Below are 22,833 nucleotides of genomic sequence, written 5' to 3' on the forward strand. Positions count from 1 at the left end.
TATTGCTATTCTTTCTTAAAACACGACAAGAATGTTTACATCGAAAAATTATGGGAATGTTAACAAATAACTATATAAAAAGATGGAGGTATTTACAATGAGTTATCAGCAACACCAGCAATTACTGGAAACCCTACACGCGTGTATGGCGGCATGTAACCATTGTTATGATGCCTGTTTAAAAGAAGAAAATGTCAAGATGATGGCACCATGCATTCGTCTTGATCGTGAATGCGCAGATATCTGTCATTATTTAGAGTCTGCGATCACGAGAAATTCCCCATTCGTGTCGCAATTAGCATCAGTCTGTGCTGAGATTTGTACAGCATGCGGCGAAGAATGTAAAAAACATGAATATGATCATTGTCAAAAATGTGTCGACGCATGTTTTCAATGTGCGGAAGCATGCAAGTCCATCGCATAACTTTTTTATAGGAGAGGAGTTATCATATGCCTTGGGACACAAATGATTATCCAAGTTCTTTAAAAAATCTGGACACCGCAGTTAGAAAAAAAGCGATCGATATGGCCAATGCGATGCTGGATGAAGGGTACCCGGAAGATCGTGCTATTCCGATCGCAACGGAACAAGCAAAAGAATGGTACGAGAATGCAACGAGAGAAGAAATCAATAAAATGATCAACAGCAGCGATCAGCAACTTCGATCACATGATAATAAGACACAATCGAATCGCCCTGAGTTATTAGATAAAGGCCAACATGTTGTGCCACATGAAGATCAATGGGCTGTCATGACACAGGATGCAAAAGAACCAGCCAATGTATATCAATACAAACAAGATGCCATCGATCGAGCAAAAGAAATTGCAAAAAATAAAGACACACAAGTTACGATACATCGCCAGGACGGATCAATTCAAAATAAATTACAATATTAACTATTTTTTCAACATAATAGTTTTGTGAATTGAATAGCGGGTATGAAATAAATACAAGCAAAGAAAGGAGGCATATTCATATGGCTGACCATCAAGGAAAAAGCGGCGAAGAAAGAACAGAAAAAACAAACAAAGAATATGGCCGCCAAGGTAAATATGCGAAAGGCAATAAACAGCGTGACAATGAAGACAGTGAATAATCGGAAGGATGACCACAGGTACTTCCCCCTGTTGTGGTCATCCTTTCTTTCTTAATAAGCTGTTAACATTACGCGCTCTCCTCCTGGAACTTCTACGATTTGGCCGTTCACAATCAACCAGACGGATTGTGCAGAAGGATTACAAACAAATTGACTGTCAGCAGCAAATTGCAAGCGATGGAATGCATGATAATAGTCGACTATTTCGATATTTGTGGCGTACCAAATATCATCCTGTCCACCTACTTTTTCACAAAATTGCTCAATCAGCTCCCAATTGTCATCATCGGCAAATTCATAGCTGTGACCCCATACATAAAACATATAAATATATTGTTTCTTATGTAATGACAGGAATTGATCGGCTAGTGACAGTAACTGATGATTATGATGGCAAGTCGGATGCCATTCCAGGAAATCATCTGGTACGGCAAATTTCAACGTACTGTGCACCGTTCTGCTGTATTCGATCCCTATATGTGGCAGCAATTCTTTAATCAGAGAATTATAAGATCCATTTGGATACGACATTCCTCGCACTGTATAACCAGATATTGATTCCAGTGCCTTTCGATCTTCCATCACTTCTTCGATTAATTGTACTTTTGGGCTACGTTCAATGGTCGGATGTGTGACCGTATGGGCGGAAATTTCATGCCCTGCATACAAAGCCGCAACTTCATCCGCTGCGATGCGATCTCCTTCTCCTAAAAGCCCGGAATTCAAATGAAAACTACCCTTTATGCCATGTTGATTAAATAGCTGGACTAACCTTCTGTCGGCGGCTCTTCCGTCATCATAACTCATCGTCAGTACTTTATGCTTTCCCTCTGGAAAGGCCATCACTACTCTTGTCATTCGATACCCTCCTATAAAACAATAACCAGTAAGTCATTCAAATAAAACGCTTTCACTAAAGTATACAGGAACTTCACTTTTATTTCACATAATATTCATAATATGTCTATGTATTTTGATTCACTATTCTATTACAATACAATTTGTTAATACAACTAAAGGAGACAGCAATGAAAAACAATAAATCATTATATAAAACAATCTGGAGATGGCATTTTTACGCCGGAATATTTATTGCTCCTTTTCTCTTTATCTTAGCTGTAACTGGTGGGATTTATTTATTTAAGCCTCAAATCGAAGAAATCATGTATCAGGATTACTATCAAGTAGAAGTACAAGCAGACAAAACTACACCACAGCAACAAGTGGATACTGTTCTGTTAGAATATCCGGATGCGACTGTTACGAGCTATCGCCCTGGTGAGACAGATGATCGCTCTGCTGAAGTAGGTATATCACTTGATGGAGCATCTTATACGATATTCGTCGATCCGTACACAACAAATATTGTTGGTGAATTAAATGATCAGCATCGAATTTTTGACCGTGTCGAGGAATTCCATGGGGAGTTAATGCTTGGTACATGGGGAGATCGCATTGTCGAGCTAGCTGCCTGCTGGATTATCATCTTGCTCGTGACGGGCTTGTTCATTTGGTTCCCAAGAAAAAAGAAACGAGCAAAGGGCACAATTATCCCAAGACTAAATCAAAACAAACGTATTTTTTTCAGAGATATGCATGCAGTCACAGGATTTTGGCTATCACTAGCCATTTTGTTCCTCGTGTTTTCGGGCTTATTCTGGTCAGGTTTTCTTGGAACAAAGATTCAAAATACCGCAACCAATCTTGGTGTAGGCTATCCACCTTCAATATGGGTCGGCAATGCACCAGAATCTACAGTCTTAACTAAAGATATTGCCGATGTAGCCTGGCCCGCTGAATCGATGCCGGTACCAGAATCTACGCATCAACAGGGGTTTATTCCGGTCAGCATTAATGAAGTAGTCAGTACCGCCAATGAAACAGATGTATATCCAACCTATGAAGTGTTTTATCCAAGCACACCAACTGGCGTTTACACGATATCAGCATTTTCGCCAAAGGCTCAGGATGAAGCGACTATGCATATTGATCAGTATACCGGTGCTATATTAGCAGACTATCGGTATGAACACTATGAACCTATTGGAAAACTAATAGCAACAGGTATTACGATTCATAAAGGATTAGAATTCGGATTAGCCAATCAGATCATAGGTGCATTGGTCTGTTTAGGTATCATTGCCATTGTCGTCAGCGGCATTATCATGTGGTGGAAACGCAAGCCGGATCAACACTTAGGTGCACCGATCGCCCCAAGCGTATTGTCATCTAAAGTACTCATTGCGTTATTAATTATATTCAGCTTACTACTTCCGTTACTTGGGATTTCAGTTATTGTAATATTTTTACTAGACTGGCTCGTCATTCGCAGAGTTCCATCTCTCAAACGGATTTTTCAAGTACAGTAAAGGAAGGTACAGTATGAAAAAAATAGTTATGATCACATTCCTAACCGCACTGCTATCCGCATGCTCGGCTAACCAGCTTAACGAAGATGCAGCCGATCAATATCATACGGAGCAGCCATTTACAATAACGATAGATTTACCTAGCAACATAGAGGCAAATACGAATACACCTATTAATGTTACACTGCAACAGAACAACACCCCTGCAGATAATGTGCAAAACATTTCTGCAGAGTTATGGATGCCACTTCAGCCTGAAGTGAAAACAGAAGTAGCGCTGGAATTACAAGAGCCTGGCGTTTATCACACGGATTATACGTTTGCGGAGGATGGCATCTATTACTTACAGGTTCGTGCTGAATCGGAACATTCCGACATTATGCCGATAAAACGGATCATCGTCGGTGAATTGTCTGAAGAAGAACAAGCATTTCTAGACAGGCAGAAAAAAGAAAGCGAAGAAGACCACTCCTCCCATCATTAAAAAGAGGGGAAATCAGCGCGTCACAAAAAAAGTACAGATCATCAATCAAGATGATCTGTACTTTTTTATTATAATGTTTTTCCGTTGGACGAAATGACTTTTTGATACCAATAGAATGATTTTTTTCTGCTTCTTTCTAACGTTCCATTACCTTCATCGTCTTTGTCAACGTAAATAAAACCGTATCGTTTGGACATTTCACCTGTAGAGGCACTGACTAAGTCGATACAGCCCCAAGCGGTATATCCCATAAGGTCGACGCCGTCTTCGATCGCTTCCCCCATTGCTGCAATATGGTCATGAAGATATTCGATGCGATAATCATCGTTTATCGAACCATCTGCTTCTACTTCATCAACAGCTCCAAGTCCATTTTCTACAACAAATAGAGGTACACGATAGCGATCATATAGTTGATTCAACGCAATACGCAACCCTTCTGGGTCAATCTCCCAACCCCATTCACTCGCTTTTAGGAATGGATTCTTCACACCTTGCAGAATATTGCCCTGTGCTTTATCGTCATCAGTTTTCGTTATTTTTTCTGTACGTGACATATAGTAACTGAAGCCAATGTAATCGACCGTATGCTCTTTGATCAACTCTAAATCGCCTTCCTCCACATTTAACCGAATACTATTTTCTTTAAAATAACGGTTAATGAAAGCAGGGTATTCTCCTCGAATTTGTACATCCGCACAGAAATAATTGAATAACCGTTCCTCCGAAAGTGCATGCATCACATTTTTCGGATTGGCATCATATGCATAAACCGGTGCATAAAGAATCATACAGCCAATTTGTGCTTCTGGAATAATTTCATGACAAGCTTTTACTGCTAAACTGCTTGCCACGAATTGATGGTGATAAGCCTGGAACGTTTTCTGGTACTTGTCTTCCTCTTGTTGAATCGAGAAGCCAAGCCCCATTATTGGCATGATTAATCCACTGTTAATTTCATTAAACGTCATCCAATACTTCACTTTGTCTTTATATCGGTTAAAAATAGCATGTACATAGCGATCAAAGAAAGTGACTACTTCTCTACTGCTCCATCCACCATAGTTTTTCACTAAATTAACCGGCATCTCGTAATGAGAAATCGTAACAACCGGTTCAATCTGGTGCTTGAGTAGTTCATCAAAGACCCTGTCATAAAAAGCTAATCCTTCCTCATTCGGTTCTGTTTCATCACCATTTGGAAAGATTCTTGTCCAAGCAATCGACATGCGAAACACTTTAAAGCCCATTTCGGCAAACAATGCAATATCTTCTTTATATCGATGGTAAAAATCAATTGCTTCATGATTCGGATACGTATATTTATCAGTATCAATTTCAAAATGAAAGCCAGGTTCCTGCAGGATATTCAGACGACCTTTTCCACCTGGTAACACGTCTGCAATGTTCATGCCTTTGTTACCCTCATGAAAGCCGCCTTCGATTTGGTTAGCTGCCGTGGCTCCTCCCCATAAAAAACCTTTAGGAAATTGGTAGTTTTTAATTGCCATATTGTTACCTCCTCTTTTGCTGTTACTTGCATTATAGTTTGAAACAAATACCAGGTAAATATGAATTCATACTCTAGTAGTATTTCACAGCTTTCGTGATTTGTTTCATGATAGTTACAGCGTGTAACATCTTCTGTAGTATGCTACAATTTAAAAATCAGGCATAATCCTCAGTTAGCTATCTATAATACGGATTATGTAAAGTAGCTTAATGGTAATTTTGAAATGATTTATGTGCTAGGATATCGCTCCGGCCAACCACTTCGCGTCCTGCGGGGCACGGCTGAAGCTAGGCTACTACTCGAATTACTTCCTTGCTGCCTTGCACCGCGGGAGTCTACGTGGTTGGCCTACGCTGATGTATGGATTCTACAACTGGTGCAAGAGTTAACATGTTTTATTGCCGGAGCTTTGCTAAGCAAATACTACATATCAAAATAACCACATTGTCATGCAATCCCACTTTATAAAATCGGTATTACATTACTTTCGAACTATTACATTTTTAGGGTCAAATACCTTATTCATTACTGTGATTGTGATTATATGGCTTAGAGAAAAGGAGGCGGGCTAACATGTTTACGCACGAGATGATTTCATCTTTCAATGATTTAGAGATGAGTTTATATAATTATATTGTCAAATACAGTGAAAAAGTAGGATATATGAGGATTCGGGAGCTGGCAGATGAGACACATGTGTCGACTGCTACCATATTACGATTTTGTCGCAAAGTAGATTGTGATGGTTTTACCGAATTTAAAGTAAAGCTGAAAATGACTCTTGCTGAAGAAAAGAAAACAACCATCCGCAGTACACAGCATTCAATAACAGAGTTCTTTGAACGAACCCTGACCGGTGACCTTGAAGAGAAAATGGAAGAAGCCGCTGTACTAATTGAAAAAGCTGACAGTGTGATTTTCACTGGCATTGGAAGTTCCGGTATTCTCGCTGAATATGGTGCCAGATATTTTTCCAGCTTAGGGAAATTTTCTATGTACATTAAAGATCCGCACTATCCGATTCATGCTAAATTCCGCGATAACAGTGTTGCCGTTGTGCTGTCGGTTTCAGGAGAGACACCTTTTACCATTACTCAAGTTGATCAGCTGAAACAGGAAGGCAGTACAATTATAAGTATTACCAACCACAAACTGTCTACTATCGCAAAACTGTCCGATCTAAACCTTGCTTATTATGTCACTGAGGAAACCTTTCAAAGCTCGAACATTACGACCCAGATTCCTGTTGTTTATATACTAGAATCGATTGCAAGAAAAATTTCCACACCTTTTTAAAATAAGGGCGTGGAAATAATATCTTTCCCATAATAAATAGTGACAATTGTCAACACCAGTAAGACGACATGTTCTACCGTCCCGCCAGTTCTTGTTGTTACAGGAAAACGAACCGTGATATTAACTGGGTAGAATAACTTGATCCCATTTTTGGTCATTGCATCTAATACGAAATGACTGACCATTCCGGCCATCCCTCCCATGATTATCGATTGATTGGTAATAAACATGGTGAGAATAAAATGCATAACCACTAAAAATAGTAAACTGTGGGTAAACGTCCGGTGACCGAAGATGCTGTTAATGATTTTCGAGAGCAAAGGAAACCTTCTCCCTATTTTACTTCCACCATGGCATATGTCCGGAATCAGCCCACCAATGGCGCCAGCTGCGATAAACAGTCCAGGATCATATTCCGTATACGTCGCTAACACCGTCGCCGTCGCAATCCCTCCCATAAGATGTGTTTTCCCTGTCATCGCTGTCGTTTCTCCTTCTATCATTCAATATTTTTGCTTGTCTATCATAACATGAATAACATGATTAGAACATATGTTTCGACAAGAAAAAACGGGTAAGTCCCCTGGACCTAACTAACGTATATAATATACAACTACCTATAACACGGATTATGTAAAGTGGAACTGTATTATAAATTGGTCATTTGATAGGTAGTATGTGCTTAGCAAAGCTCCGGAAATATGCTCCGCGTCCTGTGGGGCACGGCTTCAGCTAGGCTACTACTTGAACTACTTCATTGCTGCCTTGTGCCGAGGAAGCCTGCTTCGAAGCAATACTTATAGACACAGGCACAGACTAAATGGATCTTCAGCTCGCGCTGATCCCACGGGAGTCTACGCATATTTCCTACGCTTAAGGAAGTGCTACAACGTTGTGAGTGCGATTCACTTCTTCTATTCGCCTTAACGACAGCAATTATATAAAAAGGAAACCGATTGGTCTGTTTTCGACCAATCGGTTTGTGAACCCTTCACTCGTCTGATTCGCTATATGCCGGTCTATCTTTTTGATTTGACAGTTGTTGCTTTATTTTGGACTCACTGCTGGACGCTACATTATCTAGCATCCCTTTCAAATCAACACCAGATACATCTTTTAACGTTTCTGGCAGCTGGCTCATCAATTTTGTAACGTATTGGCTCATACGTGTCGCCCCGTCACCTTCTCCATTTCCACTATCGACAACTGTTACCTTGTCAATAGAGCGTACTGGTTCTGCAATTTTCGCTGCGAAATCAGGCAACATCTTGATAATCATTTCGAGAATAGCTGCTTCTCCGTATTTATCCATTGCTTCGGCAAGTTTTTCTTTCGCTTCCGCTTCCGCCAGACCCTTCTCACGGATCGCATCTGCTTCCGCTAAACCATCCAGGCGAATTTGTTCTGATTCTGCTTCAGCATTTTTGACACGCGTAACTTTATCCGCTTCTGCTTTTTGTTCGGTTGCATAACGTTCTGCTTCTGCCTTCTTAGAAATTTCCGCTTCATATTGACGCTGTTTACGCAATACTTCTTTTTCATCGATCTCAATTTGTTTATTTTTCTCAACAAGCTGAATCTGCATTTCTTCTTGTTTGACTAATTGTTCTGATTTCGCACCTTGTAATTTATAGGCCATATCTGCTTCAGCTCGAGCCGTATCCTGATCACGCTTATATGAGGCTACTTTCAGTTCTTTCTCTTTTGTTGATTCCGCAATTTGTGTCTCACTTAACAGCTCCGCACCTTTACTCTCACGCTCAGCCTGCGCCTTTTGAATACGCGCATCACGCATTGCATTTGCTTCAGCAATCTGAGCATCACGCTTTACCTCCGCAATTCGCGGTTTACCTAACGCTTCAAGATAGCCATTTTCATCTTGAACATCTTTAATCGTAAACGAGACAATTTGCAACCCCATTTTCTTCAAATCGACGGCTGCCTGTGTCTGAACCTCTTGGGCAAAACGCTCCCGATTTTTGTAAATCTCTTCTACCGTCATCGTACCAAGAATCGCACGTAAATGTCCTTCTAATACTTCCTGTGCTTCCTTACGTAACTCAGAATTGTCTTTACCCAAAAATTGTTCCCCGGCAGTAGCTATACCCTCGGTTGTACTTTGAACTTTAATAATCGCCGTACCATCAGCCATCACGGGCACACCATTTTCGGTATAGACATTAGGAGTAGAAATATCTAAACTATGAGAGCGTAAACTAATATTCTCCTTCTGTTGGAAAATTGGTAAAATAAATGCACCGCCACCACGGACAATCTTAATACCTCCACCATCTTCGGTCTTATGTACATTTTTACTGCCAAGAAAACTACCGGTTACGATCATCGCGTCATCTGCACCAACTGTTTTATAACGTGCTGCAAAAAGAATAGCGAATGCTAAGATGATGGCGACAACTACACCAACTACAATTAATATATCCATCTGATTCTCTCCCTCCTTAAATTTCGTCTAACTCTGATACATAAAGAATCTGGTCTTTAACCTCTACAACCACAACTTGTTGCCCTTGTTTAATCACCTTGTTGTCAAAGCTGACCGCTGTTTCACTCCGGCTGCCATTTGACCTTGCGATAAAGATTTCACCCATTCCTTTCTCAGGAATCGATGTGATCACCTCACCGACTTCCCCTACTAAATCCTGTACGGAAATGGAAGCAGAAGATTCTGCATTGGACATAGGAATCACCAGAAAATAATAGATAAGCAGATATGCTCCAAATCCAATCAACAAGCTAATCAACAGAACAAGGACAGGAAGCAATGAGGAATATTTGGTTAACAGCACCCCCGCACCAGCAACGACGGACAAGGTACCAAATACTAATAATGGGTTGAAAAATTCACCTAAACTATCAAACACACTATCTAACAAGCCATCAAGGATATTTCCAAGAAACAAGGACAAGACAGCGAAGCCCAGACTTCCCCATAGCAACCACCAATAAATATCAATTACTCCAATCGGTACACCTCCTGTTGAATGTCTACTCATATATACGAATCAAATCGTTAAAAAGTTCCCAATTTTTACATTAATATTGAATACTTTGTCCTCATTAACAGCAGTTCCATCATTTTCTTATACCTAAGAATTTTTACCACGTCGAATTACTACTCTGATAACATTCAATACTTTGCTAACGCAAAAAACCCACACTCATTATGAGTATGGGTCCGTAATCTCCGTTATCTGATGGAAGTTGTATAACGATTAATCCATCCCTCTACCGTTACTTTTGATGCTAATTCACCTAACAATTCATACGGAATCTTTTTCGGATTGGTAAAACGAATACAACTTTTGCCCATATTTAACTTGGTGGACATATGCTTCGGATATTCAGCCTCAAACCAGGATAGCAAATCATCATCTGCATAAATCCCCATATGATAAACCGCGATATGACGCTTTTGTGCTGCAATACTTAAAAAAGGAAGTGGGGTGTCTTTTTCACAATGATAGCCATCTGGAAAAGTAGACAATGGTACAACATATGAAGGCATGCCATATTGAAGCTGAAATGCAAACCCATTTGGAATGTGTTCGTCAATGGTTTGATACAACTTGAGAAACGGTTGATGCCACTTCTCATCTTTATCTGCCAAGTATTCACTGATCATATCAGACATTGTTATCACCTCGTATTGGTATATCTCATACTATAACACAGACAGTTAAACATGGGCTTATACTAAGAGTAGCGCAAACGCCCGTTTAGAAAGTAGCGACTGGACGGCATCAACTGAGATAAAGGATTCAGGGTGATCAAGTGATTTCGATGATGACTTTCGTCAAAGGGCATAAGCGCGATTAGGCCCCTGGTTATCACCAATCGGCAAGTCTTGTATAACGGGCGATGAAGGAAGTCGCTTAGTTTGTGGGTGCTGTAGCTGTACATGGCCTCTAATCTTAAACATCGGTACAAAGCCTCTACTTTTTCTTTCTTATCTACGAACAAAAATCTTACCTGTCTTTCACACACCGAAAACCAATATTCCCTGATGAGCTATCAGCCGTGTTCGAACTTCTCGCTGCCACACGATACCTGTTACAGTAGGAATGATGACATAAATAAGAGCCACCTCTCATCACTTTTGATACATTACCATTGACATAATCCCTATCTAACTGCCCTGTTCGGTCCGTTGTAAATGTATCTGCACACCATTCCCACACATTCCCCGCCATATTGTACAATCCATAATTATTAGCTGGAAAGGATTGAGCGGGAGCTGTTCCTGTATATCCATCCTCTTTTGTGTTGTTCTGGGGGAAGTTTCCTTGCCAAATATTACAGTGGTGCTCTCCATTTGGATGTAATTCATCACCCCATGGATATCGTTTTTGGACCAGCCCACCTCTTGCTGCATATTCCCACTCTTTTTCGGTAGGCAACCGCTTACCAGCCCACTTACAATATGCATGTGCATCATTCCACGAAACATGAATTACCGGATGATCCATCCTATCCTCTACATTTGAATCTTTGCCAAACGGTTGATACCAATAGGCACCTTCTACTGCAAACCACCAGGGTGTCCCTGGTACCTGTTGCAGGTTTGCATTCGTGTTTTTATCAATAAATTGATAAAAAACAAACGACCAGCCATATTGCTCTGCCTCCGTTTGGTAACCGGTATCATTAATAAATGCTTTAAATTGTCTGTTGGTGACGGTATGAATATCTAGATAAAACGGGGCCACACTTACTTCTTGAACAGGTCCCTCACCATCTGCTTTAAAACCATCCTCATCATTGGTTCCCATTAAATAGGAGCCACCTTCTAGCAAAACCATGCCTGTATGCTTCTGCTCTTTCTCCTCGACCTGCTGATTGCTGGTTTGTTTATTCAAATCTATTGCTGCCCTGCTAACCTGACAGCAGCTTTTTGGCTTTTCATGTTCCACCTTATCACTCCTTTCCTTATAGTTAAGTATCCGTGTTCTATTGAAAGTTAGTATAACACCATTCCTGCTACACCTGACATTACAATAACCACAATAGGATGTACTTGCCACTTAATAAGTGATAGAAGCGCTAACACGAATATACAACATAAACTGAGGCTTTGCCATGATACCGTGCTTATTAGTTGATTACTTATCGCAAATTTCAAGGCTGCGTAGGCGATCAGGCCAGTAATGATCGGTCGCAAGCCGTAAAGTGCAGATTTTACGAGCTTATGGTGATGAATATGAAAGAAGAAGGCGGATAGCAGTAAAATTATTAAGAAAGATGGAATAACCATGCCTAAAGCAGCCATCATCGCCCCAGGGAAACTCGCTACATGATAACCAACAAAAATAGCACTGTTTGTTGCAATCGGTCCAGGTGACATACCGGCAACCGCGATAACATCAGTCAATTCCTGTGTCGACATCCAATGATGGCTTGTCACCTCTGTTTCAATTAATGGCAGCATCGCATACCCGCCCCCAAACGAAACAAAACCGATTAATAAAAAAGTCCAAAATATTGTAACTAATTCCAAACGAATTCCCCCAACTACCTCACAGATTTCTGAACCTTCTCTAAATGTGTAGTAAATCCTAAATGTTTTTTCAGTTCCACAATAAGTAACCCCACAATGATACCTCCAATAATAATCACGACAGGATGAACCGGAAGCAGGAATAATAAAACTACCGTTATTACGGCGATTCCGATTGTTGTTTTATCATAAAGTGCTGTAATTCCAATCCGATAGGCTGCAAAAGCAATTAAAGCGACAATAGCAGGTCTGATTCCCATGAATGCATCCGCAACCAGTGCATTGTCTTTAATTAAAACAAACACCATACTTAACGTCACGACGATTAAAAATGTAGGGAGTAAAATTCCAATCATTGCAACTAGCGCCCCCATAACTCCAGCCAGCCGATATCCGACAAATGTAGCAGCATTAATCGCAATCGCTCCCGGCACGGACTGTGCAAGCGCAAAAATTTCCGAAAGATCTTTTGCTTCTACCCATTTCTTTCGATCAACGATTTCTTTTTCAATCAACGGGATCATTGCATAGCCTCCACCGAATGTCATCGGGCTAATCTTAAGGAAGGTCATAAACAAAGAAACAAGCATTTTTCCATTCATCGACACCACTCCGTATACCTATGTTAATTCCATCATAACACACTTTTATCCTAATTGGTTAAAAGTATTTATTTCTTCTTATGATTGCGTTTATTCATTTAGGGTAAAAGTATGCATAGGAAATATTTAAATATAAAGGAGTTATGGAAATGATTACGTTTCATGATGTAAGCAAACAATTTCCCGATGGTACGATAGCTGTCAATCGGATTAATTTCACTATCACCAACGGAGAATTTTTTGTGTTAATCGGCCCGAGTGGCTGCGGCAAAACTACAACATTAAAAATGATGAACAGACTAATCCCCTTATCTGAAGGAACCATTCTCATTGATGATAAAAAAATTAGTGAATATAACATTCATGAACTAAGATGGAATATTGGCTATGTCTTACAGCAAATCGCCCTTTTTCCACATATGACAATTGCAGAAAATATCGCTGTTGTTCCCGAATTAAAACAGTGGTCTCAAGACGCCATCAGAAAGCGGGTGGATGAGTTGCTGGGAATGGTAGGGCTTCATCCTGATACATATCGAAATCGCAAGCCGCATGAACTCTCAGGTGGAGAGCAGCAACGCGTTGGGGTGATCCGTGCATTAGCAGCTGATCCTGACATTATTTTAATGGATGAACCGTTCAGCGCCTTAGACCCGATCAGTCGGGAAAAATTACAGGACGATATGATTGAATTACAAAAAAAGATAAACAAAACAATCGTATTCGTTACCCACGATATGCAAGAGGCGATTAAATTAGCGGATCAAGTCTGTTTAATGAAAGATGGCGAAATCGTGCAAATCGGAACACCTGAGCAATTACTGTCCAACCCTGCCAACGATTTCGTCAGCGATTTTGTCGGATCCAGCAACAAAATTGGCTCAAATTTTCAGTTACAAAAAATCATGCAGCCTCTGTCTTCGATGAAAAATGACACGACACATACCATTGATATTACTGCTAAGCTGGATCAGGTATTAGCCAAACTGAACAATCATTCTGAATTATATGTTACCTCTGACGGTAACATCAAAGGGAAGATAGACCGGCAGATGATGATCCACTATCTCTCGACTTCGCTAAAGGAAGGCGGGGGAGAATATGTCTAATTTCATCCATGTTTTCACTGAAAGACAAGATCAATTATGGCAAGCGCTATTTGAACATATCCAGATTTCTTTTATTGCATTATGTTTTGCCGTACTTGTTTCCATACCATTAGGAATCTATTTAACGAAGAAGGATAAAATTGCAGAGCCAATTATCGGTATTGCCGCCATTCTGCAAACGATTCCATCTCTGGCATTATTAGGTTTATTTATTCCTCTGTTTGGTATTGGAAAAATCCCGGCAATTATCGCCCTGATACTTTATGCACTGTTACCAATTTTACGGAACACTTATACCGGTATCCGAGAAGTCGATCCTTCTCTGATCGAAGCAGCGACAGCAATGGGGATGAATACTTCCAAACGTTTAGTAAAGGTAGAATTACCACTGGCAATGCCTGTCATGATGGCTGGGATTCGCACGTCGATGGTACTAATTGTGGGTACAGCCACACTCGCAGCACTTATTGGAGCTGGTGGTTTAGGGGATATTATTTTACTAGGAATTGATCGGAATAGCACGTCATTAATTGTGTTGGGGGCAATCCCTGCTGCATTATTGGCCATTTTATTCGATATTCTATTACGTAAAATGGAGACATTCTCCTTCAAACAATCCTTACTGACAATCACTATTATCTTGTTGATCTCGGTGCTCTTCATTATGACACCTTTATTACTGAAGTCCAATAATGACACGGTTGTGATTGGCGGTAAATTAGGGACCGAACCAGAAATACTTATCAATATGTATCGATTATTAATCGAGGAACAGTCGGATATAGAAGTGGAGCTAGAACCAGGCTTAGGGAAAACATCCTTCTTGTTTAATGCTTTACAGACAAGCTCGATTGATATTTACCCTGAGTTTACTGGCACCGCATTAACACAATTTCTGAAGGAGCAAGCCAACAGTAAGAAGAAAGAAGAAGTCTACCAACAAGCGAAACAAGGTCTAAAAGAGCAATTTAACCTAGTGATGCTTTCACCAATGGAATACAACAATACGTATGCATTAGCTGTTCCAGAAGAATTCGCAAGCAACTATAACCTGGATACGATCTCTGATCTTCACTCGGTGGAAGGCGAAATAAAAGCTGGTTTCACATTAGAGTTCTCAGATCGTAAAGATGGCTATCTTGGTATCCAGGATCTGTATAACCTCTCCTTTCCGAATTTAAAAACGATGGAACCGCAGCTCCGTTATGCTGCCGTCGAAGAAGGAGATATTAATTTAATTGACGCCTATTCAACCGATAGCGAATTAAAAAGATATAACTTAAAAGTATTAGAAGATGATAAGCAGCTATTTCCGCCATATCAAGGTGCACCTCTATTAAGACAGGAAACGTTAGATGAGCACCCTGAATTAGCGAGCATTCTCAACCAGCTAGCTGGAAAAATAACAGATGACCAAATGAGAGACATGAATTATCAGGTTGCTGTGGAAGGCAAAAGTGCACAAGAAGTTGCCCGAGAATATTTAGAGAATGAAGGATTATTACCTGCAGAATAACACAGTGAGAAAGACTTTTTCTTATTATCACACGTATAGACAACTTCAGGCGATTACTCTCATCGGGAGTAGTCTTCAACCTGAAGTTTTTCTTTCTCAAACGTTTGGCTTATTTCTGATTTCCCTTCCAATTGAAGCTGATCTGTTTTCATGCGTTTTACTCTTTTCCTAACCTTCTTACGCATGAAGTGAACATGTTTTCATGCATTTCACCCTTTTTCCAATCTCCTTACACATGAAGTTGACCTGCCTTCATGCGTTTCACTCTTTTCCCTATCAATTTCCGACCGAAGTTCACTTATTTTATTGACCCGATAAATACCAACTCCAGTTCCTTTTTCACCAAGCAGCCTATCCCATGTTACAATAACAAAAGAAAGAGGTGAACGTATTGAACAAAATTTTCGATCATATGGGAGTAGCTGTTAGAGACTTAGAAGGTTCGATTCATTTTTATTTACATACATTGGGCGGGAACTTGATTGATCGTTATCGAAGTGAAGCAAAAGGAGTCGAAAGTGAAATAGCTATTATCGAGATTAATGGTACACGAACAGAATTATTAATGCCGACCAACAACTCTACGTCCCCCATCGCCCGATTTATTAAGCAAAAAGGCAAAGGTGTTCATCATATTGCCTACAAGGTCGATGATCTGGACCAAGCGATCGCAGAATTGAAACAGCAAGGAATACGAGTAATGGAAGACACAAGAAGAATCAACAAACATGGAAGAAGACTGATTTACTTAAATCCCGCAGACACAGAGGGCACAATCATTGAGTATTGTGATTACCCACACAAACAATGAAAGGAGTATTCACGAATGATAAACACTGATGAAATACTCAGTTTAGATGCATTAGGTCAGAAAGCGTTACTCGATCGCAAACAGATTACACCGTCTGAACTGACCGATTTTTATATTAACCGCATTCAAGCAGATAACCCTTCATTAAATGCGATCGTAACAGAAACATTTGAGCAAGCCCGAAAGAATGCGCAAGAAGTAAATCTTACTGACAGTGCGGTTGCAGGGCTTCCCTTTCTGATCAAAGATTTAAATGCTGTAAAAGGGGTAAGATTTACGCATGGTTCCAGAATTTTAAAGGATTTTGCTGCTCCTGCAGATGACGAGTACACCCTGCGCTATCAACGAGCAGGACTGATTTCATTAGGTAAAACAAACACACCAGAATTTGGACTGTTGCCTACAACAGAGCCGGAACTTTTTGGTCCAACCAAAAATCCGTGGGACCATTCCCGGTCACCAGGGGGATCAAGCGGTGGTTCGGCAGCTGCAGTAGCGGCAGGACTTATTCCTTTCGCACATGCGAATGACGGTGGTGGATCGATTCGAATACCTGCTTCTTCTTGTGGACTTTTCGGATTAAAACCAAGTAGAGGAAGGTTGCCATATTCACCATATGTTAATCATTTGGCGATCAACCATGCATTGACACGATCCGTCCGAGACAGTGCAGCATTATTGGATGTAATCAAAGGAGGAGATAAGCAATCACTCTATCCAAGCTACTCTAATCAAACGTCCTTCTTAGAGAGCGTGAAGCGTTCGCCTCGCAAACTTAAAATAGCGGTAGGTTACCAAACAGAAGACATTGCATTTGATGAAGCTACCAAACAAAATATGGAGGAAACTACCCGATTGCTGGAAGACTTGGGGCATGAGGTACATCATGTGATGCCTACACTAGATTATGCACAATTAGCACATCACTTTATTAATATTTGGCTTGCAACAGGATCTGTCACTATTCAACATCTTGCCAATATGGCTCATCAAGAACCGACACAAGCTAACCTGGAGCCACTGTCTTATCAGATTCTGCAATTTGGCAAGCAGCTGACAGCATTTGAATACGAGGAATCACGGGTCTTCATGCAGATCGAAGCGCAAAAGCTTTTATCGTTCTTTGATACTTACGATATGTGGATGACACCAACATTAAATCAGCTGCCTGTCCAACTCGGAACCTTGTCTCAAGAGGGTACTGCCTATCAAATCATGCTTAAAAACATGACGGATTACAATCCATTTATGCCGCTGGCCAACGCAACCGGTCAGCCAGCTATGAGTGTACCTACAAGCTTTACCAAGGGAGAAATACCAATTGGCACGCATTTCATAGGAAGACCCGGTGAAGAAGCCGTTCTCTTACAGCTTGGTGCACAACTGGAAAAAGAAAATCCTTGGTTCCATCGCTACGCCAAATTTAATTGATTGAATGAAACACATTCAAACGATTTTCTTTTATGTCATATAACCGATCAGGATAGTCGGTAAAAATACCGTCTATCCCCCATTCAATTAACCGTTTCATATCTGCCTCATCATTCACTGTATATGTATGAACCAGTAAGCCATTTCGATGAAGATGTCTGATTAATCGCTGATTTAATTTCTGATATGGCAGCCCCACCCCAACCGCGTATTTTCGAATTTTCTTATAATTAGCAAACAGCATTTTATTTTTCCCCAGCAATTGAATCAAAGGCAGCGAAGGATATTGTTCATATATTTTTTGCAGCACTGCACTGTCAAAAGACTGAATGATAACTGCATTTTTCTCTATTAATTGATAATCCTCTAATGTCTGTAATAATAGATCTGCTGAAGCGGCATTTTTGATTTCAATATAGTATTTGGTGCTTGTCCCAAAATGATCAAAAATATCTGTTAACTTAGGAACTCTTACTTGTTCATAACGCTTATCCGCCTGATCAGGATAAGCTTGGTTGAACCATGAGCCTGCATCCAATTTATCGATTTCTGCATGTTTCATTTCCTGAATAAAACCTTCTCCATCAGTTGTTCTGGCAACATCCTCATCATGCATCGCTACTAATACATCATCTGAAGTCATATGCACATCAATTTCTAAAAAATCTGCTTCCATTTCACCTGCTATTTGATAGGCAATCATCGTATGCTCTGGAGCATAGCCTGACGCGCCACGATGCGCAATATTCAGAACACCTGACCCAAAGTTCTTCGGCTCCAGTGCTTCACTCGTCATACTTGACTCAACCATATAATACAAACAAAGTACGGCTAATGCTACAATTCCCATCAACCAGCCATTCTGTTTCTTCAAACCACATTCCTCCGTCTACTGTATATTAAAACAAATAAAGGTATAGCAACTATTTTTTCTCATGAATGATGAAAATATCTACATAAAACATATGAATATCGTACAGACTATATGCAGAAATTCAACAGAACCTTTAACTGGCGGGAGCACATGTAATAAAACGAAAATACAAAAATGATCCAATCACTAATGAACCATTACTACAAGAAGATCACACTCCGCTTTTCACAACATTAGATGAGAATGTATCCTATGTTTTAATATATTGGAGCAAAGTACAGATTTACTGACAAGACACTTTAAAATCGGATCATATCAACAGGTAGGTACGGTTTTAGGAACAATGCCTATTCTTACCATTACATACTTAGAACTAATTAATATGCTGGGGATTTCACATATTGAAAAATCAAAAAAGGGCCAAAAGTGGTATTATCAAGAGGGGGGGCTAGCAAGTTTTTAAGATTATGTACTCGCGTCCGGAATAGCAAAACTATTAAAATTAAAAAACGATAAAACCATTTCGATTCCATTAACGATGTTAATATTTTTTGGGAGAATGAATGCCACCCCAAATACATTTGAATCATACACCTTTATCGAAGGAGTTACTCGCGCTTTCTGTATCTGTCACTATTCTGATTCCGGGCAGCATTCTATTGCGTTTCTTCATACGAGGTAACTCCCGCTAATATCAGCTCCATCTGTTGATCGGGGCTGGGGGATTATTTTTTAGCCGATCAAGGAGTTGAGCTGCTTCTGATTCTAATATAATCAACTCTTTAAAAGCTGGTTTCACAAATCCTTGCTCTACCATATGATCAAACAATGTTAACAATGGATCATAATAACGATTAATATTCAAAAGGGCGCACGGCTTCTGATGATAGCCAATTTGCTGCCAAGTAAAAACTTCAAACCATTCTTCTAAAGTTCCCGTTCCACCAGGAAGAGCAATAAAACCGTCTGCAAGGTCTGCCATCATCGCTTTGCGTTCATGCATTGTTTTAACAATATGTAATTCTGTTAATTTCTCATGAGCTATTTCATAGTTCATTAACTTCTCTGGGAGGACACCAATTGCTATACCCCCTGCCTCTAACACACCATCTGCAACCGCTCCCATACAACCTACATTTGACCCTCCATACACTAAGCCAATACCATTCTTCGCTAATTGTTTCCCGAGATTTTTAGACTCTTTTATGTACATTGGATCCACTCCATTACTTGCGCCACAAAAAACTGCTACAGTCTTCATATCTTTTTCACTCACCTATTTCCAATTTGTTTACTTGTCCTAGAAGGTAATCCCTAACACATCTTTCATATCCTCTAATAACTCCTGGTGATGCGTCACTGAAATCAATGGATAACTATCCACACTCTTCGCATCATAACTAAACAATATTGTACCATCTTCTAAAAATTGAAAAGCATAGTCACCACGTTGATTATTTATTTTATCATCCATATAAAAACCGAACATATAATAGTTGTCCTGATTTTCCAGTATATTAATTAATTCTTCATTATTAATCTGCTCTGCTTTCATTCCTTCAATCATCGTTAAGATCTTTTTTATTTTTTCATCATCTTCAATTGGCTTGGAGAGTTTTTCGGAAGTGAAATTATTTTCCACTTTCTGGACAAATAAGGTATTTGCGAAATTTTTATTTTTAAATTCAACTGTTTGTTCGTTCCATGTACAGGCCGATAATATGCACAAAAGTATGATAATAAGTAAGACAAATACCTTTTTCAACCTTCCTTTCACTCCTTCCTTTATCCAACTGATCTTCTTGATAATAAGACTTTTCTACTGATCATTCAGTTACCAAATTAATAGAAAAAATCGCTCCTATTTTCATGACCTTCGAAGCAAATCATTGTGTTAATCAGAATAAAAACTTAGACTTTGGACCCAACATCAATTATACCTTTTATTGGGATAACATTCAAAATATTACATTACCCGTGTGAAAAGGTGAAGACATGCAACACATATCAACGAATGTCTTCACCTTTTGCATTATGAACTGTATTGGCTAATAATTGCTCTTAATCGGTCAGCTATAAAACCAGTACCTCGTTCAAGATCTTGTTTAGTAAACGGTACGCGTACTTTTGATTCATCTACATCTAATGCTTCTGCAAATAACCCACCTAGACCTTTCGCAGCTCGGTCTACTTCTATCACCAGTTCAACACCATTTTCTGATACAGAGGTAAAAACAACCTCTAGTTCATCTATATCTCCACGGAATTCTGTTACTGGTCTGAATTCGAATTCCTGTAAATAACCATAACGTTTGGAAAATTCCATATTCACTTTGCGTAATTCAAATTGCATCTCTTGGATAATAGCATCTAATACATGACTCATTCCTTGATGCGGAGATACATCTAAATAATCCCTATCCTCTGGGTCAATTGCTTGTGGTATATCTAAACCAGTTTGTACCCATACTCTTGTACGGTTAATAGTCGGAGGTGTTTTGACTGGTAAAGAAAAAGAAAAAGGCAATTCCATATATTCCTCTTCGTGAATGGTAAAGGAATCCTCAATCACATGACGGTGCAGTATAACATTTTCATAATACTTTTTATCATCACCACGCTCACGTAACGCTTCTGTCATTACAAACAGATTAATCCGGTCAATTTGCTGCTCAGTTCGACCACCTTTAATGACCACTTTCCCATACAGATCCTCTCCGGCTCCCAGACTATCATTCGTAATGATCGTATCCACTTCAGCACTTCCGATTCCAGCACTCGCTAATAATTTTTTGAACATCAACAAAACCCTCCGCCTTTACTTAATTTATTTCGCTTCCTAAATAAATACGAATATTATGATCCATTCGTTTCAGTTTTCATCGTTTTTTAAAATAAATGTAATATACTTTACAAGTTCACTTTAAAAAACATACTTTTACGCAAAAATATGAACAGACAATCAAAATATGTAAAAGAACAAGGATTTGCTATAATCCTTGTTCTTTCCTTTATCACACCATATTCCTAATTACTGCTAAAATGTTTTATAATTGACTTCTTAATTCATTCGTCATTTCCTCCACTAACTCTGGACGTCCATGGAATTGTGCAGGTGTATTTTGAAATAGTTTGACTTTCCACTGCTCTTTCTCTCTCACTGCTAATAAAGACTGATGCGCATTTAGATCTGGCTTAATATCTTCTTCTCCAACCGGAACCATACCAGCTATGGAGCGTAACAGAGCAGTATTAGCATCAAGTAGCTCTGTCGTTTTCACGATATAGACAAATGGGGCCGTCGGATGGTCTTTAAATATTGGAGCTACGTGATCATAAATTTGCTCTTTGCCATGCTCCTGGCTACCATCAAAGCCGATAATTTCACCCTTATCTGCAAATAAAGCAGCGAAATCAGCGGCGTTCTGTTTATTCCACGCTTGAATCAACTGATCATATAAAGACTCTACCTTCTTAATTTCTGTCATGAAAACCCTCCTATATCGTCTTTGATAAAAGCATAATCTATTTTTGTTTTGTCTACAATCGTAACCCCTTGCAGCTAAAAAACCGGGTATAAACCGGCTCGTTCCTACTTAACAGAAGTATATACAACTTCCTTTAATACGGATTATAAGAACCCATACTACATCTTGAGGGTGATGCCTTCTGCAATTTGCCTTTATGAAGATATACATATTCTCTTCCAGATACGACACCGATTTATATGTTTTTAGTTTCGTTTACAGGTATTATTTTGTTCATGGAGGAAGGTATCTTAATTCTTTTTTTAGGACTGATTTTTTACTTTCCATATGGAATAAAAAGATGATATCAACAGGATATATTTTGTTATGTTATTTTTTAATTTATCAATAGTGGGGGATCAGGAAAGGATTATTTCCTATTTTGTTTCCAATTTCAAGTTACCAATGGCTGATGGTTTTTGCTTTGCCATTAATCCTCTTATACAACGGTAATAGAGGTGCTGGTTTAAAGTATTTTTTTTACATATTCTACCCCCTGCACAGTATTTTACTTTATTTGATAGGTTTACTGTTAAATCAATAGTGAGTATAATAGCTTTTCTTACTATAGGTGGTAGCGTCATCAATGTATCTAGCTGATTCAACAATTCATCTAACTCTTGTGAGATCTTGACCAACTCATTATATTCCATAGCATTCTCGTAAGAGTTGTACATTTTCATTCT

At 39.4% G+C, this 22,833-nt stretch carries 24 protein-coding genes and 1 pseudogene; 10 read left to right on the forward strand and 15 right to left on the reverse strand.

Features of this window, described 5'->3' with window-relative positions:
- The first annotated feature begins 97 nt into the window (after positions 1–97).
- Both MUN88_RS04000 and MUN88_RS04005 read left to right on the forward strand, forming a co-directional pair.
- The gene (locus tag MUN88_RS04000) at positions 98–424 is read left to right on the forward strand and encodes a four-helix bundle copper-binding protein (protein ID WP_244721160.1); all 327 of its coding nucleotides are present in this window, start codon (positions 98–100) and stop codon (positions 422–424) included.
- Between the two features lie 26 nt (positions 425–450).
- Positions 451–900 (forward strand): DUF2188 domain-containing protein, encoded by a 450-nt coding sequence (locus tag MUN88_RS04005; protein ID WP_244721162.1) that lies wholly within the window; start codon positions 451–453, stop codon positions 898–900.
- Between the two features lie 251 nt (positions 901–1,151).
- Here the strand turns inward: MUN88_RS04005 and MUN88_RS04010 are convergent, their stop codons facing one another.
- Positions 1,152–1,958, reverse strand: coding sequence for a polysaccharide deacetylase family protein (locus MUN88_RS04010; RefSeq protein ID WP_244721164.1), 807 nt, complete (start codon positions 1,956–1,958; stop codon positions 1,152–1,154).
- A gap of 170 nt (positions 1,959–2,128) precedes the next feature.
- On the opposite strand from MUN88_RS04010, the gene MUN88_RS04015 reads away from it, so the two are divergent.
- On the forward strand, positions 2,129–3,469 hold the full coding sequence (locus tag MUN88_RS04015; protein WP_244721166.1) for a PepSY-associated TM helix domain-containing protein: 1,341 nt from the start codon (positions 2,129–2,131) through the stop codon (positions 3,467–3,469).
- Between the two features lie 13 nt (positions 3,470–3,482).
- Positions 3,483–3,953 (forward strand): FixH family protein, encoded by a 471-nt coding sequence (locus tag MUN88_RS04020; RefSeq protein ID WP_244721168.1) that lies wholly within the window; start codon positions 3,483–3,485, stop codon positions 3,951–3,953.
- A gap of 68 nt (positions 3,954–4,021) precedes the next feature.
- Here MUN88_RS04020 and MUN88_RS04025 read toward each other — a convergent pair whose 3' ends face one another.
- The gene (locus tag MUN88_RS04025; RefSeq protein WP_244721171.1) at positions 4,022–5,464 is read right to left on the reverse strand and encodes a glycoside hydrolase family 1 protein; all 1,443 of its coding nucleotides are present in this window, start codon (positions 5,462–5,464) and stop codon (positions 4,022–4,024) included.
- Positions 5,465–6,039: 575 nt separating this feature from the next.
- Here MUN88_RS04025 and MUN88_RS04030 point away from each other — a divergent pair.
- A complete protein-coding gene (locus MUN88_RS04030) occupies positions 6,040–6,762 on the forward strand; it encodes a MurR/RpiR family transcriptional regulator (protein ID WP_244721177.1) in 723 nt (240 codons plus the stop codon).
- On the opposite strand, the gene MUN88_RS04035 is transcribed toward MUN88_RS04030, so the two are convergent.
- The 7 genes from MUN88_RS04035 to MUN88_RS04065 form a co-directional block, all read right to left on the reverse strand.
- Positions 6,759–7,241 carry a metal-dependent hydrolase gene (locus MUN88_RS04035; protein WP_244721178.1) on the reverse strand — a complete coding sequence of 161 codons (483 nt, stop codon included), beginning with the start codon at positions 7,239–7,241 and terminating at the stop codon, positions 6,759–6,761. The genes MUN88_RS04030 and MUN88_RS04035 overlap by 4 nt on opposite strands.
- A 512-nt stretch (positions 7,242–7,753) precedes the next feature.
- On the reverse strand, positions 7,754–9,205 hold the full coding sequence (floT, locus tag MUN88_RS04040) for a flotillin lipid rafts scaffold protein FloT (protein ID WP_244721179.1): 1,452 nt from the start codon (positions 9,203–9,205) through the stop codon (positions 7,754–7,756).
- A gap of 16 nt (positions 9,206–9,221) precedes the next feature.
- Positions 9,222–9,776, reverse strand: coding sequence for an NfeD family membrane protein (locus MUN88_RS04045; RefSeq protein WP_244721180.1), 555 nt, complete (start codon positions 9,774–9,776; stop codon positions 9,222–9,224).
- Between the two features lie 194 nt (positions 9,777–9,970).
- On the reverse strand, positions 9,971–10,414 hold the full coding sequence (locus MUN88_RS04050; RefSeq protein ID WP_244721181.1) for a DUF1801 domain-containing protein: 444 nt from the start codon (positions 10,412–10,414) through the stop codon (positions 9,971–9,973).
- A 334-nt stretch (positions 10,415–10,748) separates the two neighbouring features.
- A complete protein-coding gene (locus MUN88_RS04055) occupies positions 10,749–11,693 on the reverse strand; it encodes a formylglycine-generating enzyme family protein (protein WP_244721182.1) in 945 nt (314 codons plus the stop codon).
- A 47-nt stretch (positions 11,694–11,740) separates the two neighbouring features.
- Positions 11,741–12,277, reverse strand: coding sequence for a chromate transporter (locus MUN88_RS04060; RefSeq protein WP_244721183.1), 537 nt, complete (start codon positions 12,275–12,277; stop codon positions 11,741–11,743).
- 14 nt (positions 12,278–12,291) lie between these two features.
- Positions 12,292–12,879, reverse strand: a complete 588-nt coding sequence (locus tag MUN88_RS04065) for a chromate transporter (RefSeq protein WP_244721184.1) — start codon at positions 12,877–12,879, stop codon at positions 12,292–12,294.
- A gap of 149 nt (positions 12,880–13,028) precedes the next feature.
- On the opposite strand from MUN88_RS04065, the gene MUN88_RS04070 reads away from it, so the two are divergent.
- The 4 genes from MUN88_RS04070 (at position 13,029) to MUN88_RS04085 (ending at position 17,746) form a co-directional block, all read left to right on the forward strand.
- Positions 13,029–13,988 (forward strand): ABC transporter ATP-binding protein, encoded by a 960-nt coding sequence (locus MUN88_RS04070; RefSeq protein ID WP_244721186.1) that lies wholly within the window; start codon positions 13,029–13,031, stop codon positions 13,986–13,988.
- Entirely contained in the window at positions 13,981–15,504 is a 1,524-nt protein-coding gene (opuFB, locus tag MUN88_RS04075; protein ID WP_244721188.1) for an osmoprotectant update ABC transporter permease/substrate-binding subunit OpuFB, read from the forward strand. Before MUN88_RS04070 ends, opuFB begins: the two co-directional genes overlap by 8 nt.
- Before the next feature lie 391 nt (positions 15,505–15,895).
- The gene (locus tag MUN88_RS04080; RefSeq protein ID WP_244721190.1) at positions 15,896–16,315 is read left to right on the forward strand and encodes a VOC family protein; all 420 of its coding nucleotides are present in this window, start codon (positions 15,896–15,898) and stop codon (positions 16,313–16,315) included.
- Positions 16,316–16,330: 15 nt separating this feature from the next.
- Entirely contained in the window at positions 16,331–17,746 is a 1,416-nt protein-coding gene (locus MUN88_RS04085) for an amidase (protein ID WP_244721193.1), read from the forward strand.
- Here MUN88_RS04085 and MUN88_RS04090 read toward each other — a convergent pair.
- The 5 genes from MUN88_RS04090 to MUN88_RS04110 all read right to left on the reverse strand — a co-directional run bounded on the left by MUN88_RS04090 (position 17,739) and on the right by MUN88_RS04110 (position 22,108).
- Positions 17,739–18,620, reverse strand: coding sequence for a glycerophosphodiester phosphodiesterase family protein (locus MUN88_RS04090; protein WP_244721195.1), 882 nt, complete (start codon positions 18,618–18,620; stop codon positions 17,739–17,741). The two genes, MUN88_RS04085 and MUN88_RS04090, sit on opposite strands and share 8 nt — an antisense overlap.
- 694 nt (positions 18,621–19,314) lie before the next feature.
- Entirely contained in the window at positions 19,315–19,881 is a 567-nt protein-coding gene (locus MUN88_RS04095) for an LOG family protein (protein WP_244721199.1), read from the reverse strand.
- Between the two features lie 39 nt (positions 19,882–19,920).
- Positions 19,921–20,385, reverse strand: a complete 465-nt coding sequence (locus tag MUN88_RS04100) for a hypothetical protein (protein ID WP_244721202.1) — start codon at positions 20,383–20,385, stop codon at positions 19,921–19,923.
- 267 nt (positions 20,386–20,652) lie between these two features.
- Positions 20,653–21,420, reverse strand: a complete 768-nt coding sequence (locus MUN88_RS04105; RefSeq protein WP_244721205.1) for a sporulation protein — start codon at positions 21,418–21,420, stop codon at positions 20,653–20,655.
- 247 nt (positions 21,421–21,667) lie between these two features.
- Positions 21,668–22,108 (reverse strand): SgcJ/EcaC family oxidoreductase, encoded by a 441-nt coding sequence (locus MUN88_RS04110; RefSeq protein WP_244721208.1) that lies wholly within the window; start codon positions 22,106–22,108, stop codon positions 21,668–21,670.
- A 451-nt stretch (positions 22,109–22,559) separates the two neighbouring features.
- Between MUN88_RS04110 and MUN88_RS04115 the strand changes: the two genes are divergently transcribed.
- The gene (locus MUN88_RS04115; RefSeq protein WP_244724323.1) at positions 22,560–22,691 is read left to right on the forward strand and encodes a TraX family protein; all 132 of its coding nucleotides are present in this window, start codon (positions 22,560–22,562) and stop codon (positions 22,689–22,691) included.
- Positions 22,692–22,782: 91 nt separating this feature from the next.
- Here MUN88_RS04115 and MUN88_RS21775 read toward each other — a convergent pair.
- Positions 22,783–22,830 (reverse strand): annotated as a pseudogene (locus tag MUN88_RS21775) (hypothetical protein); the annotation flags it as partial.
- Between the last annotated feature and the right edge of the window lie 3 nt (positions 22,831–22,833).

Source organism: Gracilibacillus caseinilyticus (assembly GCF_022919115.1).
In the GTDB taxonomy this organism is placed as follows: domain Bacteria; phylum Bacillota; class Bacilli; order Bacillales; family Amphibacillaceae; genus Gracilibacillus; species Gracilibacillus caseinilyticus.

Bases quoted from the DNA above. Each gene is read 5' to 3' on its own strand.
- MUN88_RS04000 (WP_244721160.1), top strand. From the start codon at position 98: ATGAGTTATCAGCAACACCAGCAATTACTGGAAACCCTACACGCGTGT.
- MUN88_RS04005 (WP_244721162.1), top strand. From the start codon at position 451: ATGCCTTGGGACACAAATGATTATCCAAGTTCTTTAAAAAATCTGGAC.
- MUN88_RS04010 (WP_244721164.1), bottom strand. From the start codon at position 1,958: ATGACAAGAGTAGTGATGGCCTTTCCAGAGGGAAAGCATAAAGTACTG.
- MUN88_RS04015 (WP_244721166.1), top strand. From the start codon at position 2,129: ATGAAAAACAATAAATCATTATATAAAACAATCTGGAGATGGCATTTT.
- MUN88_RS04020 (WP_244721168.1), top strand. From the start codon at position 3,483: ATGAAAAAAATAGTTATGATCACATTCCTAACCGCACTGCTATCCGCA.
- MUN88_RS04025 (WP_244721171.1), bottom strand. From the start codon at position 5,464: ATGGCAATTAAAAACTACCAATTTCCTAAAGGTTTTTTATGGGGAGGA.
- MUN88_RS04030 (WP_244721177.1), top strand. From the start codon at position 6,040: ATGTTTACGCACGAGATGATTTCATCTTTCAATGATTTAGAGATGAGT.
- MUN88_RS04035 (WP_244721178.1), bottom strand. From the start codon at position 7,241: ATGACAGGGAAAACACATCTTATGGGAGGGATTGCGACGGCGACGGTG.
- floT (WP_244721179.1), bottom strand. From the start codon at position 9,205: ATGGATATATTAATTGTAGTTGGTGTAGTTGTCGCCATCATCTTAGCA.
- MUN88_RS04045 (WP_244721180.1), bottom strand. From the start codon at position 9,776: ATGAGTAGACATTCAACAGGAGGTGTACCGATTGGAGTAATTGATATT.
- MUN88_RS04050 (WP_244721181.1), bottom strand. From the start codon at position 10,414: ATGTCTGATATGATCAGTGAATACTTGGCAGATAAAGATGAGAAGTGG.
- MUN88_RS04065 (WP_244721184.1), bottom strand. From the start codon at position 12,879: ATGAATGGAAAAATGCTTGTTTCTTTGTTTATGACCTTCCTTAAGATT.
- MUN88_RS04070 (WP_244721186.1), top strand. From the start codon at position 13,029: ATGATTACGTTTCATGATGTAAGCAAACAATTTCCCGATGGTACGATA.
- opuFB (WP_244721188.1), top strand. From the start codon at position 13,981: ATGTCTAATTTCATCCATGTTTTCACTGAAAGACAAGATCAATTATGG.
- MUN88_RS04085 (WP_244721193.1), top strand. From the start codon at position 16,331: ATGATAAACACTGATGAAATACTCAGTTTAGATGCATTAGGTCAGAAA.
- MUN88_RS04095 (WP_244721199.1), bottom strand. From the start codon at position 19,881: ATGAAGACTGTAGCAGTTTTTTGTGGCGCAAGTAATGGAGTGGATCCA.
- MUN88_RS04105 (WP_244721205.1), bottom strand. From the start codon at position 21,420: ATGTTCAAAAAATTATTAGCGAGTGCTGGAATCGGAAGTGCTGAAGTG.
- MUN88_RS04110 (WP_244721208.1), bottom strand. From the start codon at position 22,108: ATGACAGAAATTAAGAAGGTAGAGTCTTTATATGATCAGTTGATTCAA.
- MUN88_RS04115 (WP_244724323.1), top strand. From the start codon at position 22,560: ATGGTTTTTGCTTTGCCATTAATCCTCTTATACAACGGTAATAGAGGT.